Source organism: Sphingomonas sp. BL-S-29 (assembly GCF_055521495.1).
In genome coordinates this window covers 1,886,792-1,901,689 of sequence record NZ_CM145482.1, presented here as the reverse complement: position 1 = coordinate 1,901,689, position 14,898 = coordinate 1,886,792, and the positions used below count along the sequence as shown (strand labels likewise).

9 protein-coding genes are annotated in these 14,898 nt (G+C 67.0%); 7 read left to right on the top strand and 2 right to left on the bottom strand.

Going from position 1 to position 14,898, the window contains the following annotated elements:
• The first annotated feature begins 11 nt into the window (after positions 1–11).
• The 4 genes from hflK to ACZ1I2_RS09070 all read left to right on the top strand — a co-directional run bounded on the left by hflK (position 12) and on the right by ACZ1I2_RS09070 (position 5,446).
• Positions 12–1,154, top strand: a complete 1,143-nt coding sequence (gene hflK / locus ACZ1I2_RS09085) for a protease modulator HflK (RefSeq protein WP_465170009.1) — start codon at positions 12–14, stop codon at positions 1,152–1,154.
• Positions 1,151–2,026, top strand: coding sequence for a protease modulator HflC (hflC, locus tag ACZ1I2_RS09080; RefSeq protein WP_465170010.1), 876 nt, complete (start codon positions 1,151–1,153; stop codon positions 2,024–2,026). The genes hflK and hflC overlap by 4 nt, the downstream gene beginning before the upstream one ends.
• 111 nt (positions 2,027–2,137) lie before the next feature.
• A complete protein-coding gene (locus tag ACZ1I2_RS09075; RefSeq protein WP_465170011.1) occupies positions 2,138–3,679 on the top strand; it encodes a Do family serine endopeptidase in 1,542 nt (513 codons plus the stop codon).
• A gap of 102 nt (positions 3,680–3,781) precedes the next feature.
• Complete coding sequence (locus ACZ1I2_RS09070; RefSeq protein ID WP_465174344.1) at positions 3,782–5,446, top strand: helicase HerA-like domain-containing protein; 1,665 nt, start codon at positions 3,782–3,784, stop codon at positions 5,444–5,446.
• A 54-nt stretch (positions 5,447–5,500) separates the two neighbouring features.
• Here ACZ1I2_RS09070 and ACZ1I2_RS09065 read toward each other — a convergent pair whose 3' ends face one another.
• Entirely contained in the window at positions 5,501–8,302 is a 2,802-nt protein-coding gene (locus ACZ1I2_RS09065; RefSeq protein ID WP_465174345.1) for a TonB-dependent receptor, read from the bottom strand.
• A 114-nt stretch (positions 8,303–8,416) separates the two neighbouring features.
• On the opposite strand from ACZ1I2_RS09065, the gene ACZ1I2_RS09060 reads away from it, so the two are divergent.
• From ACZ1I2_RS09060 to ACZ1I2_RS09050, 3 genes are all read left to right on the top strand, one after another.
• Positions 8,417–9,433: a phytase gene (locus tag ACZ1I2_RS09060; RefSeq protein ID WP_465174346.1), complete on the top strand. Its 1,017-nt coding sequence runs from the start codon at positions 8,417–8,419 to the stop codon at positions 9,431–9,433.
• A gap of 71 nt (positions 9,434–9,504) precedes the next feature.
• Positions 9,505–10,722, top strand: coding sequence for a M20 metallopeptidase family protein (locus ACZ1I2_RS09055; protein WP_465174347.1), 1,218 nt, complete (start codon positions 9,505–9,507; stop codon positions 10,720–10,722).
• Positions 10,723–10,790: 68 nt separating this feature from the next.
• Positions 10,791–13,514, top strand: coding sequence for a M1 family metallopeptidase (locus ACZ1I2_RS09050; RefSeq protein ID WP_465174348.1), 2,724 nt, complete (start codon positions 10,791–10,793; stop codon positions 13,512–13,514).
• A 109-nt stretch (positions 13,515–13,623) separates the two neighbouring features.
• Here the strand turns inward: ACZ1I2_RS09050 and ACZ1I2_RS09045 are convergent, their stop codons facing one another.
• Positions 13,624–14,889: an MFS transporter gene (locus ACZ1I2_RS09045; protein WP_465174349.1), complete on the bottom strand. Its 1,266-nt coding sequence runs from the start codon at positions 14,887–14,889 to the stop codon at positions 13,624–13,626.
• Between the last annotated feature and the right edge of the window lie 9 nt (positions 14,890–14,898).

Sequence of the window (14,898 nt, the reverse complement as noted above, 5' to 3'; positions counted from 1 at the left end):
ATAAAGGAGTCATGACGACCCTTCCCCGCTGGCTACAGCGCTTCACCATCCTTCAGTCCGATAATCCGAAAGGCCCCTGGGGCGGCGGTGGTCCGGACAAGGCTGGTTCGGGCGACGGCAATGACGGCGGCCCGCGCAACCCCTGGTCGGTGCCGCCGCAGGGCCGGCCGCGCGGCGCCGCTCCCAGCGCGCTCGACGAGTTTCTGCGCCGTGCCCGCGGCGGCGGTGGCGGCAATGGATCGGGCGGCGGCCGCCCGCGCATCCCGGGCACGCCGAACGGCAGGACCCTGTGGACGATCGGCATCGGCCTGGTCGTGCTCGCTTGGCTGGTCTTCACCAGCTTCCACGCGATCGGCCCGCAGCAGCGCGGCGTCGTCACCTATCTCGGCCGTTATGCCGGCACGATCGAGCCGGGCATCCGCCTCACCCCGCCGGCGCCTTTCGCCAGCGTGACCAAGGTCGACGTGCGCAAGATCAACACGGAAACCTTCCCGGCCGAAGGCGGCGCGGGCGAGAATCTGATGTTGACCGGCGACCAGAACATCGTCGACCTCAATTATTCGGTGCGCTGGGACATCAGCAATCCGCAGGATTACGCCTTCCAGATCGCCAATCCGGTCGAGACGGTGCGCGCGACGGCGGAGAGCGCGATGCGCGCCGTGATCGCCACGACCGAGCTCGACGACGCGATCGGCCAGGGCCGCAACGCGATCGAGCTGCGCGTGCAGGACACGATGCAGCAGATCCTCGACAGCTATAATGCCGGCATCCGCATCCAGGGCGTCGCGATCAAGCAGGCCGCCCCGCCGTCGCAGGTGATGGACGATTTCAAATCGGTGTCGGCCGCCCAGCAGGAAGCGCAGGGCATGACCAACCAGGCGCGCGGCTATGCGCAGCAGGTGCTCGCCCACGCCCAGGGCGAAGCCGCCGCGTTCGACAAGGTGTACGAACAGTACAAGCTGGCGCCCGAGGTGACTCGCCGGCGCATGTATTACGAGACGATGGAGCAGGTTCTGGCCAAGACCGACAAGACGATCGTCGAAGCCTCGGGCGTCGTTCCCTATCTGCCGCTGTCGGGCACCGCCCGCCGTTTGCCGGATGCTCCCGCGGCGACCGCGACAACCCCCGCGCCCGTGCAGGGAGGCGGCCAATGAACGCCCTTTTCCGCAACCCGGTCGCCATCGGCATTTCGCTGATGCTGCTGGTGATCCTCGCCGCGAGCACGTTCGCGATCGTGCCCGAGACCAAGCAGGCAGTGATCCTGCGCTTCGAGCAGCCGGTCGGCGACGCGATCAACCGCTGGCGCCCGAACGAGAAGTTCGGCAGCACCGGCGCCGGCCTGATCGCGCGCGTGCCCTTTATCGACCGGCTCGTGTGGGTCGACAAGCGTGTGCTCGACGTCGATCTGGAGAATACCCCGGTCATCTCCACTGACCAGCTCCGGCTCGAGGTGGACGCTTATGCCCGTTTCCGGATCGTCGATCCGCTCAAGGCAGTGGTTTCGACCGGCAGTTCGTCCAACACCGAACAGCGCGTGATCGACGCGCTGCAGCCGCTGTTCGGCTCGGCGCTGCGCAACGAGCTCGGCAAGCGTCCGTTCGCGGCGTTGCTCAGCCCGGAACGCGGCCAGGTGATGGACAATATCCAGGCCGGCCTGCAGCGCCTCGCCGGCCAGTATGGCGTTCAGATCGTCGACGTCCGCATCAAGCATGCCGACCTGCCCGACGGCAGCCCGCTCGAAAGCGCGCTCGCCCGGATGCGCACCGCGCGCCAGCAGGAACGCGCCTCGACCATCGCACAGGGCCAGAAGGCGGCGCAGATCATCCGCGCCGAAGCCGACGCCAACGCCGCGCGCATCTATGCCGAGAGCTTCAGCAAGGACCCGGGCTTCTACGACTTCTACCGGGCGATGCAGTCCTATCGGCACACGTTCGGCGCGGACGGCGATCCGACGACCAAGGGCACGACGTCGATGGTCCTGTCGACCGACAATGCCTATCTGAAGGAATTCAAGGGGAGCCGCTGAGTCTGAATCTTCCCCGGAAGCTTTCAGACGGTTCATATTCAATCGCCGTTCAGCAACCATCCGCAAAACGGGCGGTTGTCGCGATACGGCAGACGAGAGGAAACGACCCAAGTGCGCTATGCTTACGCCATTACCGGTGCCCTGCTGCTGAGCGGCGCCGCCGCCGCCATGACATTGGAACCGCCAGCAGGTCAGGTCGCGCAGAACGAACCCGGCACCATCGCCGCCACCGCCCCCAAGGCCGGCGCGCCTATGAGCTTTGCCGACATGGTCGCCACGCTCCAGCCGGCCGTCGTCAACATCTCGACCACGCAGCGCGTGACCGTGCAGCAGACCAATCCGTTTGCCGGCACCCCGTTCGGCGACCTGTTCGGCCAGTTCAACCAGGGTCAGGGTCAGGGCCAGGGCAATAACGGCCAGCCGATCACGCGCGAGGCGCAGTCGCTCGGCTCGGGCTTCATCATTTCGCCCGACGGCTATGTCGTGACCAACAACCATGTGATCGCGGCCGGCGCCAAGGGCGCCACGGTCGAATCGATCAAGGTCACCCTGACTGACCGCAAGGAATATACCGCCAAGCTGATCGGCCGAGATCCCGCGTCGGATCTTGCGTTGCTCAAGATCGAGGCCAAGGGCCTGCCCTTCGTGAAGTTCGGCGATTCGGCCCGCGCCCGTGTCGGCGACTGGGTCGTCGCGATCGGCAATCCGTTCGGCCTGGGCTCGACCGTCACCGCCGGCATCGTCTCGGCGCTGCACCGCGTGACCGGCCAGGGCGGCGCCTATGACCGCTTCATCCAGACCGACGCGTCGATCAACCAGGGCAATTCCGGTGGCCCGATGTTCGATCTCGGCGGCAACGTCATCGGCATCAACTCGCAGATCCTGTCGCCGACCGGCGGCAATGTCGGCATCGGCTTCGCCATTCCGGCGGAGGAAGCCAAGCCGATCATCGACACGCTGATGAAGGGCACCGCGGTCAAGCGCGGCTATCTCGGCGTCGGCATCCAGCCGATCACCGAGGATATCGCCGGTGCGTTCGGCCTCCCCGCCAACCAGGGCGAGATCATCGCGCGGGTCGAGCCGGGCGAAGGCGCCGACAAGGCCGGGCTGAAGCAGGGCGACGTCGTCGTCCGCGTCGGCGGAAAGGATGTCACTCCCGATCAGACGCTCAGCTATCTCGTCGCCAACACGGCGCCAGGCACGCGCGTCCCGCTCGAGATCATCCGCGACGGCAAGCGCCAGACGCTCACCGCGCTGGTCGGCACGCGTCCATCGGAAGAGACGCTTGCCAGCCTGAACGGCGGCGACGACGATGACGGCCTGCCCGAGAGCGGCACGCAAAGCCAGCAGGCCAGCGCGAATGCAATCGGCCTGTCGGTCCAGCCGCTGACCCCGAACATCGCGCGCAGCCTCAGCCTCGATCCGACGGTGCAGGGCCTGGTGATCGTCGATGTCGACCAGTCGAGCGACTCGGCGACCAAGGGCCTGCAGCGCGGCGACGTGATCATCTCGGCGAACCGCGTGCCCACCCGCACCGCCGCCGATCTCGCCGGGGTCATCACTCAGGCGAAGGCGGCCGGCCGCACCTCGATCGCGCTGCTGGTCCAGCGCGGCAAGAATCCCGGCCGCTTCCTGGCGGTCAAGATCAAGTAAGCCTCTTTTCCTCCCCATCGGCGATGGGGAGGAATTTAACGGCCGCACCTTCCGTCCCGCGCTGAATCGCGCAATACCGCCGGCCCAACTCCGGAGGACCTTATGGCGGACGGCACCAGCATCTTCATCGGCAGCAATGCGAACGGGCAGCGCCAGCAGCTCGAGCTAAAGCGCGCCAACCGCCACGGCCTGATCGCGGGCGCCACCGGCACCGGCAAGACCGTCACCATCCAGGGCATCATCGACGGCCTGTCCGCCGCCGGCGTCCCGTGCTTCGTCGCCGATGTGAAGGGCGACCTGTCCGGCCTCGCCATGGCCGGCTCCCCTACCTCCAAGATGCACGAGATCTTCGCCGCCCGCGCGAAGGAGATCGGCTATGACGACTGGCATTACGCCGACAATCCCGTGCAGTTCTGGGACCTGTATGGCGAGCAGGGCCACCCGATCCGCACCACCGTCAGCGAGATGGGCCCGCTCCTCCTGTCGCGCCTGATGGACCTGAACGAAGTGCAGGAAGGCGTGCTGACCATCGCCTTCCATGTCGCCGACAAGGAGGCCATGCTGCTGCTCGACCTGGACGATCTCCAGGCGATGCTGGTCAATTGCGGCGAGCGCGCCGACGAGCTCACCACCACGCTCGGCAATGTCTCCAAGCAGAGCATCGGGACGATCCAGCGCTCGCTGCTCCAGCTGCGCAGCCAGGGCGGCGACAAATTCTTCGGCGAACCCGCGCTGACGATGAGCGACTTCATCGGCGTGGACGACAAGGGCCGCGGCATCGTCAACATCCTCGCCGCCGACAAGCTGATGGCGAGCCCCAAGCTCTACGCCACCTTCCTGCTCTGGCTGATGAGCGAGCTGTTCGAGCATCTCCCCGAGGTCGGCGACCCCGACAAGCCGGTGCTCGCCTTCTTCTTCGACGAAGCGCATTTGCTCTTCGCCGATGCGCCCAAGGCGCTGCTCGAGAAGATCGAGCAGGTCGTGCGCCTGATCCGCTCGAAAGGCGTCGGCGTCTATTTCATCACGCAGAACCCGATCGACATCCCCGATACCGTCGCCGGCCAGCTCGGCAACCGCGTCCAGCACGCGCTGCGCGCCTTCACCCCGCGCGACCAGGCAGCGGTGAAGTCGGCCGCCACCACTTTCCGCGCCAATCCCGGCGTCGATGTCGAAAAGGCGATCACCGAACTGAAGGTCGGCGAAGCCCTGGTCTCGCTGCTCCTGCCCGACGGCGCCCCCGCGCCGGTCGAGCGTACCCTGATCAAGCCGCCGGCCTCGCGCGTCGGCCCGGTCACCCCGGTCGAGCGCGGCGTGATGATTCAGACCGATCCGATCGGGTCGAAATACGACACGCTGATCGATCGCGAATCCGCCGAGGAAATCCTGTCCGCCAAGTCGCAGGAAGCCAGCGCCGCCGCCGCCGAGGCCGCCGCGAAAACGGAAGCGGACAAGGCCGCCGCGCTCCAGGCCAAGGAAGACGCCCGCGCCGCCAAGGAAGCAGAGCGCCAGCGCATCGCCGACCAGCGCGAGGCGGACCGCCAGGCGAAGCTCGCCGCCCAGCAGCAGAAAGAGGCCGAACGCACCGCCGCCAACTCGCCCTGGAACCGCGCCATCACCTCCGCCACCCGCTCCGCCTCCTCGGCGGTCGGCCGCTCGGTCGCGACCGAAGTGTCGAAGGCCGTGTTCGGCTCATCACGCGGCGCGGGTGCCGGCATCGTCGGCGGCCTGGTGCGCGGCATTCTGGGCGGGCTGTTCAAGGGGCGGTAACCGCGCGGTCACCGCCCCTCTCCCGCATCAGGGCCACCCTGCGATGGCCAGGCTTCAGAAGTTGACTCGCACCCCGCCGGAATAGCGCCGGCCGAACCGCTCCCATTCGATCGTCTGGATCGTGCTGGTGGGGCTCGGCGTGCCGGTGGCGGTCAGCAGATTGCCCGGCTCCGAATAGCGGCGGCCCGGCTGGTTGAGCACGTTCGAGACGTCCGCATAGATCTCGAAATTCTTCGTGATCGCGTAGCGCGCCGAGATGTCCATTTCGTCGTCCGCCGCCCAATAGGTGTCGCCGGCATCGGTCAGGTCGTCGGCGATGCCGTCGAGCCAGGTGCTGCGGCGCTGATATTGCACGCGCAGCGACAGGCCGTATTTCTCGTAATAGGCGCCGACATTGTAGATCAGGTCGGACGTACCGGGCAGCCGCACCTTGCGCGCCGGGACGGCGCCGATCACCGGCTTGGTCACTTCGCTGTCATTGGCCGTGAGATTGGCGGAGATGCCGAAGCCACCCATCCAGCCGGGCAGGCCGAGATCGCTGGTCCAGGGCTCGATCTGGAGCTGGGCCGCCACTTCCGCGCCGAACACGCGCCCGTCGCCGCCATTGGTGATGCCGGTAAAGGTGTAGGACGACCGGTCGAACCCGGCGGTGTCCAGCGCATTCGAGCCGAAGGTCCGCGTCTGGCGATACAGCACGTCCTTGACCTTCTTGTAGAACAGGCCCGCCATCAGATATCCCTGCGGCCGCACATACCATTCGAAATAGGCATCGACACCATAGGCGCGCTCGGGCTTCACCGCCGGATTGCCGCCCGAAATCGACTGGTTGGTATCGTTGACCACGACATTGGGGCGCAGCTGATCATAATCGGCGCGGGCAGCACCCGAATTGAACGACAGCCGCAGCTTCTTGCTGTCATCGACGTCGAAATTGAGGTGGAGGCTCGGGAAAACCAGAGTCTGGCTCGATTCCGCTACCACCGGACCCGTGACGGCGCCCACCGTGGCGATCGCTTCGCCGCGGTTCTTCAGATGCTCGACGCGAACGCCGCCGAGGACCGAACCCCAGTCATATTTCACCGTGCCCATCACGAAGCCGGCATAGACCTGCTCGCGGACCTTGTAGTTGTTGGCCGTGTTGGGCGCGAAAGTGAAGTTGGCGCGGGCGGCATCCGACACGGCGCGCATCTTGTCCGTGTCGAAATAATGGAAGCTGTAGCCCAGCGGAATCTTGCCCGCGAAGGGATCGTTCAGCGCGAACTGGTTGAAGTCGTTGGGCAGCCCGACCGTGGCGAACTGCGCCGCCGTGCTGAGCAGGATCTGCTCTTCGTCGGCGGTCTTGGTGCGCTGATCGAACTGGAACCCTGCCTTGAACACGGCGTCGCCGCCGAACAGCGCGGTTTCGCGCGAGAGGACCAGCTTGCCGGTATAGGCATCGGTCGTGTCGACCGCATCGAGCACGGTGAAGGACGATGGCGGCTTGGTGAAGCTGTCGATCGCGGTCACTTGCGTGCCGGCCTGATAGCGCGTCGGGCCGCTCAGCTGCGTGGTGGTGAACAGCGTCAGACGCGAGAAATTCGGGTCGCTGAAATCATAGCTGACCGTGGGGCGCAGGGTGCGGGTGCTGGGGCTGTCCCAGGCGATTTCGCCGACGACCGAGCGATCGTCCTTCGACTGGGTATAGTTGCCCACCCAGGCGAGGTGCCAGCTGTCGCCGAAATCATGATCCCCGGCGATGGTGTTGGTGAAGATCGACTGGCGGAAGGCGCGCAGGGTCGAGCGCTGGCGGATATCGATGCCGTAGACCGTGCCCTTTTGCGGCGTGTTGCCGATACAGATATCGGCGTAACCGCTGGTCGTCGGGGTCGTGTTGACCGTCGTCGGGCAGGCGGCGCTGTTGGCGACGAGGTCGCCCTGGCGGTCGTCGAGATCGAAACGGTAATTGTCGCGCGCCTCATCGTCGGTGAAGATCGTGTAGATCGACCGCAGCGAGATGGTGTTGTCGGAATCGGGCTTGTAGTCGACGCGGCCGGACACCGACCAGTTGCGGCGGGTGAGGCGGTACAGCTTGTTCTCCGTCTCATGCGCCCAGAAACGCGTCGCATTGCCGGGCCGCGTATCCTGCGCGAGACGCTCGTAATCATTCTCGAAATTGTCGGTGACCATTTCGCGCTGGTAATAGCTGCCCGAGAGCAGCACCCCGACTTCGCCGCCGCCCAGGTTGAAGCGGTCGGACACGACGGCCGAGCCTTCATATTGCTTGCGGTTGCCGAGCTCGGCGATGCCGAACCCGGCCTTGCCCGCGAAGTGCGCGCCCGAATAGTCGAAGGCGGAGCGGGTGATGACGTTGACGTTGCCCGCCACCGTCTCGCCCGGCATTTCCGGGGTCACCGCCTTCGATACCACGATCTGCGACGCGATCGCGGAGGGGATGGAATCGAACCGCGCATCGCGGCCTTCGGGGCTGACGATGTTGATCCCGTCGAACGAGAGCGTGGTCCAGTAATTGGGGGCGCCGCGCAGCGAGATGTAACGCGCCTGGCCTTGGTCGCGCTCGACCGCCACGCCGGGCAGGCGTCCGGTCGCCTGGGCGATGTTCTGGTCGGGCAGGCGACCGACGCTGTCGGCCGCGGCGACCGTGACGAGCGATACGGAATTCTTCTGCACCGCGAGCGCGGACGCTTCCGATTCCGCGATCGGGCGGGAGCCGGTGACGACGATATCGTTCGTGTCGTCGGATGCCGGTTCGCCGCGCGCCGGTGCTGCGCCCGGCACATCCTGCGCTGCCGCGACATTAATCGGTGTCAGGAGCGCGGCAAGCGCGCAGCCCCCTAGAAATGTTCCCCTGCGAACCATGACGGACCCCCTTTGTGCTGAATTGACCGGTTATGCGGCGCGTGCGAACGGGCGCCTCGAAGCCGCCGGTAGGAGTCGAACATGACCTGGAAGTGCGATATCCGTTACATTTCAATGACTCTTTTGTTGCTATCTGGTTGCACTGCAACGGAGACTCCCCTGGCCGCGCGCATTGCGCACGCCCTGCCGGCGGTTACCGTCCAGGCATCGGGAGAAACCGAAGCGGTCGCCACGGCGAACGCCGACGCGGCCGACGACCCCGCGATCTGGCGCAATGCGGCCAACCCGGCGGCAAGCCTGATCGTCGGCACCGACAAGAAGGCAGGGCTCTATGTCTACGGCCTGGACGGCAAGGTCAGGGACTTCCACGACGCCGGCCGGGTCAACAATGTCGCGCTCGCCGAGCATGATGGCCGGATCATCGTCGCGGCCAGCGACCGCAACGATCCGCTCAACGCGCAGGTCGCGCTGTTCACGCTCGATCCTGTGTCCGCGAAGCTGACCGCGCTGGGCAAGGTGGCAGCGGGCGCGGGCGAGGCGTACGGCATGTGCCTATACCGCGCACCGACCGCGCTCTACGCCTTCATGGTCGCGAAGGACGGCACGATCCGCCAGCTCGCGCTCGATGTGACCGGTGCGATGCCAAAGGCAGAGATCGTCCGCACCATGAAGCTCGCCACTCAGTCCGAAGGCTGTGTCGCCGACCCGCGTACCGCGCGACTCTATGTCGCCGAGGAAGATGTCGGTCTCTGGCGATTCGACGCGCGCGCCGATGGCCCGGTCGAGCCAGTGAAGATCGCCGCCGCCGACGGCAGGCAGATCGTGGCGGATGCCGAAGGCGTGGCGATCGCCCAGGAAGGCGATGGCGGCTATCTCGTCGTCTCCAGCCAGGGCGACAATGCCTATGCCGTCTATCGCCTCGCCGACGATCGCTATGTTGGCCGCTATCGCATCGCGCCGGGCATTTTCGGCGCGACCGAGGAGACTGACGGCATCGAGATCGCGACCGGCGATTTCGGCCCCGCTTTTCCCGACGGCATCATGATCGCGCAGGACGGCGTGAACCCGCCCCGGGCGCAGAACTTCAAGCTGGTGCGTTGGGGGCAGATCAAGGCGGCCCTGGGCTTGTAGGGCTGGGCTTGTAAGCGGCGCTGCCCGAGGCGTAGGCTCGCCCTTCGGCAATGCAGCAAGGGACTCGAACGATGGACGCCACTCTCGATCTTCATCAGGATTGGGGCGCCGCGGCCGAGGCCGAGCTGGCCGATGTCGTCGAGCTCCGACGCGCGATCCATGCCGACCCGGAGATCGGGCTGCATTGCGACCGCACCACCGAGAAGCTGAAGGCCGCTCTCGCCGGCCTACCGCTCGAACTGCGCGACAGCACGAGCACCTCCGGCTTCGTCGCCATCCTGCGCGGCGGCCGCGACAATGGCCGCACCGTGCTGTTGCGCGGCGACATGGACGCGCTGCCGATGCAGGAGGAAACCGGCCTGCCCTTCGCCTCGCAGGTGCCCAATGCGATGCACGCCTGCGGCCATGACGCGCACAGCGCCATGCTGGTCGGCGCCGCCCGTGCGCTTTGCGCCCGACGCGACCGGCTGTCGGGCTCGGTGGTCTTCATGTTCCAGCCCGGCGAGGAGGGCTATCACGGCGCCCGTTACATGATGGAGGACGGGCTGCTCGACGAGCCCCGGCCGGAAGCGGCCTTCGCCCTCCACATCATGCCCAACGCGCCGGCCGGTATGTTCTGGAGCCGCCCGGGCGCGCTGCTCGCCTCGACCGATGCGCTCAACATCACCGTTCGCGGCAAGGGCGGCCATGCCGCCATGCCGCATGAGGGGATCGATCCGATCCCCGTCGCCTGCGAGATCGTCACCGCGCTCAGCGCCTTTGTCGCCCGCCACATTCCGGTCAGCGATCCGGCGGTGCTGTCGATCACGCAGATCAACGCCGGCTCCGCCTATAATATCGTGCCCGACGAGGTGAAGATGAAGGGCACCTTGCGCACCCTGTCCAACGCCACCCGCGCCAAGGCGCGCGAGGGCCTCACCCGCATCGCCGAGCATATCGCGCTCGCGCATGGCTGCACCGCCGAGGTGGTGATCGACGACGGCTATCCCGTCACCATGAACGATCCGCGCGCATTGGGCCTGATGCGCAGCGTCGCCGAGGAGCTGGGCGGGTCCGACGCCTGGCGCACGATGCAGGCGCCGATCATGGGCGGCGAGGACTTCTCCTATGTCCTGCGCGAAATTCCCGGCTCCATGGCCTTTCTCGGCGTAGCGCCCAAAGGCAGCGATGCCCCGACCAACCCGCCGCTGCACAATACGCGCATGACGATCGAGGAAGAGGTCATGGCGCGCGGTGTGGCGATGCACTGCGCCGTCGCCGAACGATTCCTCGACAATGGGCTCGATTGACTCGCCGGGCCGCTTGCCGCCGAGCTGACCTTCTATTAGCCAAGCCTCACCTTTTGGGGGATTTTCCGATGCGTGCCGTCTTTGCCGCGACCTGCCTGTCGCTCCTGTCCACCAGCGCGCTCGCCCAGACCGCTGCGACGCCCGCCGCCCCGCCCGCCGCGACGCAGATCGTCGCGGACGCCGCCGCGCCCAGGGGCAAGCTGTCCGATGCCGCGATACCGAGCGCGTACCGCCTGACCTTCACCATCCTGCCCGATCAGCCGACTTTCTCCGGCCATGACGAGATCGACGTCACGGTGAAGGCGGCGACCAGGACCCTCTACCTGCACGGCCGCGATCTCCGCGTGCAGGGCGCCTATGCGACCGTCGGCGGCAAGCAGATCCCGGCGCGCTGGACTCAGGTCGATGCCACGGGCGTCGCCCGGCTCGATTTCGCCAGCGACCTGCCCGCCGGCAAGGCGACCCTCAGCTTCGACTATGACGGCAGCTTCGGCGACGGCGCCTCGGGCCTGTATCGCATCAAGGTCGCCGACCAATGGTATAGCTGGACCCAGTTCGAATCGATCGATGCCCGCGCCGCCTTCCCGTCGTTCGACGAGCCCGGCTTCAAGACGCCCTTCACCGTCTCGGTGCTGACGGCCGCCGGCAACGAGGTCGTCACCAACACGCGCGAGACCAGGGTCACGCCGATCGCGATCGACCCGGACTCCGCGGCGGCGAAGCACGCCCGCGCGACCGGCACGACCTCGCCCGCCGCCATGGCACGGCATGAATTCGAGCCGACCAGGCCGCTGCCGACCTATCTCGTCGCGGTGGTGACTGGTCCGTTCCTGCACGAAAAGGGCATGGTCCCGCCGACCCCGGAGCGTGCCGCTCCACTGCCGCTCGGCGCCGTCGCGACCCGCGCGCATGCCGGCAAGCTCGGCTATGTCATGGCGGAGACGCCGCGCATCGTCAGCCTGCTCGAGAAATATTTCGGCGAGCCCTTTCCCTTCCCCAAGCTCGACCAGATCGCGTCGCCGGTGATGCCGGGCGCGATGGAGAATGCCGGGGCCGACATCTATGGCGACGGCATCATCCTGCTCGATGCGGGCGCGACCACCGGCCAGAAACAGGATTTCGGCATGATCGTCGCGCACGAGCTGTCGCACCAATGGTTCGGCGATCTCGTCACACCGGCCTGGTGGGACGATATCTGGCTGAACGAGAGCTTCGCCAACTGGATGGGCTATCGCATCGGCAACGAATGGCGGCCCGAGCTCAATATCGGTGTCGGCGCGCTGGACGAGGGCTTCCGCGCAATGAACACCGACGCGCTGGAGGTCGGCCGTCCTATTCACCAGGCGATCACTGACAACAGCCAGATCGACGGCGCGTTCGACAACATCACCTATGGCAAGGGCGGGCACGTCATCTCGATGATCGCCGCCTATCTCGGCGACGAGAAGTTCAAGGCCGGCGTGCGGCTCCACCTGAAGCGCCACGCCTATGGCAATGCGACCTCGGAACAGTTCTTCCAGTCGCTCGCCGACGGCGCGAAGGACCCGCGCGTGCTGACCGCGATGAAGAGCTTCGTCGATCAGCAGGGCGTGCCGGTCGTGGACATCGCACACAAGGGCGGCCAGCTGGTCGCGACTCAGTCGCGCTACGCGTTCCTCGGCAGCACGCCCAAGCCCGAGCAATGGACCATCCCGTTCTGCCTGCGCGTCGATACGACGAAGAGCTGTACCCTGCTCGACAAGCCGGTCACCACGCTCGCCACGGCCAGTAAGGGCGTGATCATGCCCAATGTCGGCGGCACCGGCTATTATCGCTTCAACCTGGAGCCAAAGGACTGGCAGGCGCTGATCGGCACCTTCGCCGCGATCGATCCGGCCGAGGGCCTGGCCGCCGACGACAGCCTCTGGGCCGCGTTCCGCGCCGGCAAGGCCCCTGCCGCCTGGCTGATCACTGCCGCGAAAAACCTCGCCGCCAATCCGGATGCCGGTCTCAGCGTCGACGGTGCCGCGCGCCTCGCCGGGCTCAAGCTGCGCGGTCTGATCGCGCCGGAATCCGACGCTGCCTATCGCCGGCTGATGGCCACGACCTACGCCCCGCATCTCGCCGCGATCGGCTTCGATCCGTCAGCGGGCGCCCACAAGGGTGACAGTCCCGGCAAGCAGCAATTGCGCCAGGGCCTGGTCGGTTATGTCGTGCGCGAAGGCCATGATGCGGCGCTGACCGCGACGCTACAGGCGGCCGCGGAGAAATATCTGGCGGGCGACAAGCAGGCGCTCGACCAGGCCTATCTCGCCACGGCGCTGTCCGTGACGGTGGCGAAGGGCGGCGTTCCCGCCGCGCGGAAACTGATCGAGACCGGTCTGGCGAGCGAAGATCCGGTCCTGCGCAGCGCGGCGCTGGGCGCCGCGGCCGCGAGCGGCCGCACCGACGTCGCCGATTATCTGCTCGGCCTGACCGACGCGCGGCTGCGCGCCTATGACAAGCTCATGCTGATCCAGACCCTCGCCACGACCGAGGGAACGGTCGAGCATGCCGGCGAATGGATCCTCGCCCATTACGACTCGCTGCTCGCCAGCGGCAACGGCGTGTTCATCACCAGCCGCCTGCCCCAGGCACTGATCTTCCAATGCGGCGCCGATCGCGCCGACCGGATCGAGACGATATTGGGCCCGAAGGTGAAGGCAGCCGGCGCCGGCGTGCTCGACTTCGAGCGCACCGTGGAATCGATCCGCCACTGCGGCGACCTGAAGGCGGCAAAGGGCGCGGAGATCGCGGCGGCGCTGGCCAAATAAGCCATGCCGTCCAGCCTCCTTGTGCTCCCGCGAAGGCGGGAGCCCAGGCTGGGCTGCCGCCTTCGCGGGAGCACAAGGAGACACAAGGCCTCCTGTCAACAATGTGCCCTCAGATCGCCCGCGCGACTCGGCGCCCCGCCAGCCCAGTCGCGACGATCAGCACCGATGCTGCCACGCCGAACCCGCCCGCGATCAGGAAGGCCGGCAGATAGGTGCCCGTCTGCTCCCGGATCACGCCCGCGCCGAATGCGGCGGTGGCGGCGCCGATCTGGTGCCCGACCATGATCCAGCCGAAGACGATCGGCGCATCGCGCTCGCCGAACGACATATTGGCCAGCTTCACCGTCGGCGGCACCGTCGCGATCCAGTCGAGGCCGTAGAAGATCGCGAACACCGTCAGGCTCACGGCGCCGAAATCGATGAAGGGCAGAGCGATCAGCGAGAGGCCGCGCAGGCCGTAATAGACGCAGAGCAGCTTGCGCGGATCGTAGCGGTCGGTCAGCCAGCCCGAGGCGGTGGTGCCGACCAGGTCGAACAGCCCCATCATCGACAACAGCCCCGCCGCCGCGACCGGCGCGATACCGTGATCGCCGCAAAAGGCGATCATATGCGTGCCGACCAGCCCGTTGGTGGTCAGGCCGCAGACGAAGAAGGTGCCGAACAACAGCCAGAAGATCGGGGTGCGCGCGGCACGGAACAGCGCGTCAAAGGCAAGCATCGGCGTCGCGGCCTGTTTCAGCGGCGGCGGCGGCGCGCTCGCATCGGTTTCGCCGAAGCGACGAATGCCGACATCGCCGGGCCGCTCGGGCACGAAGAACAGGACGAGCGGAACCAGCGCGATACAGGCGATACTGACCGCGATGGCCACCGGCTGCCACGCGCCGGCGCTCGACAGCCAGGCCAGCAGCGGCAGGAACACCAGCGCGCCCGTCGCCGTGCTCGCGCTCAGCATGCCCATCACCAGTCCCTGCCGCGTCGCGAACCAGCGATTGACCACCGCCGCGCCGAGCACGGAGGCGACCGCGCCGCTGCCCACGCCCGAGAGCACGCCCCAGGTCAGCACATAATGCCACGGCGCGGTCATCCACAGACTGGCAAGGGTCGCGGCCGACATCAGCAACAGCCCGCCGAGCATGGTCCGCTTGATCCCCAGCGACATCATCAGCGCCGCGGCGAACGGACCGACCAGCCCATAGAGGAAGATCCCGACCGCTGCCGAAAAGGAAATGGTCGCGCGGTCCCAGCCGAAATGCAGTTCGAGCGGCACCATCATCACGCCGGGCGCAGATCGCAGCCCGGCGGAGATGAGCAGCGCGAGGAAGGTCACGCCGACGACGATATAGGGCGCTCGGCCGGCCAGTCGGGTCAGGGGCATGCGGGTTCC

What these genes read in the sequence shown, in the direction of transcription:
- ACZ1I2_RS09070 (WP_465174344.1), top strand. Translation starts at nt 3,782, where the DNA reads ATGGCGGACGGCACCAGCATCTTCATCGGCAGCAATGCGAACGGGCAG.
- ACZ1I2_RS09055 (WP_465174347.1), top strand. Translation starts at nt 9,505, where the DNA reads ATGGACGCCACTCTCGATCTTCATCAGGATTGGGGCGCCGCGGCCGAG.
- hflK (WP_465170009.1), top strand. Translation starts at nt 12, where the DNA reads ATGACGACCCTTCCCCGCTGGCTACAGCGCTTCACCATCCTTCAGTCC.
- ACZ1I2_RS09045 (WP_465174349.1), bottom strand. Translation starts at nt 14,889, where the DNA reads ATGCCCCTGACCCGACTGGCCGGCCGAGCGCCCTATATCGTCGTCGGC.
- hflC (WP_465170010.1), top strand. Translation starts at nt 1,151, where the DNA reads ATGAACGCCCTTTTCCGCAACCCGGTCGCCATCGGCATTTCGCTGATG.
- ACZ1I2_RS09065 (WP_465174345.1), bottom strand. Translation starts at nt 8,302, where the DNA reads ATGGTTCGCAGGGGAACATTTCTAGGGGGCTGCGCGCTTGCCGCGCTC.
- ACZ1I2_RS09050 (WP_465174348.1), top strand. Translation starts at nt 10,791, where the DNA reads ATGCGTGCCGTCTTTGCCGCGACCTGCCTGTCGCTCCTGTCCACCAGC.
- ACZ1I2_RS09060 (WP_465174346.1), top strand. Translation starts at nt 8,417, where the DNA reads ATGACTCTTTTGTTGCTATCTGGTTGCACTGCAACGGAGACTCCCCTG.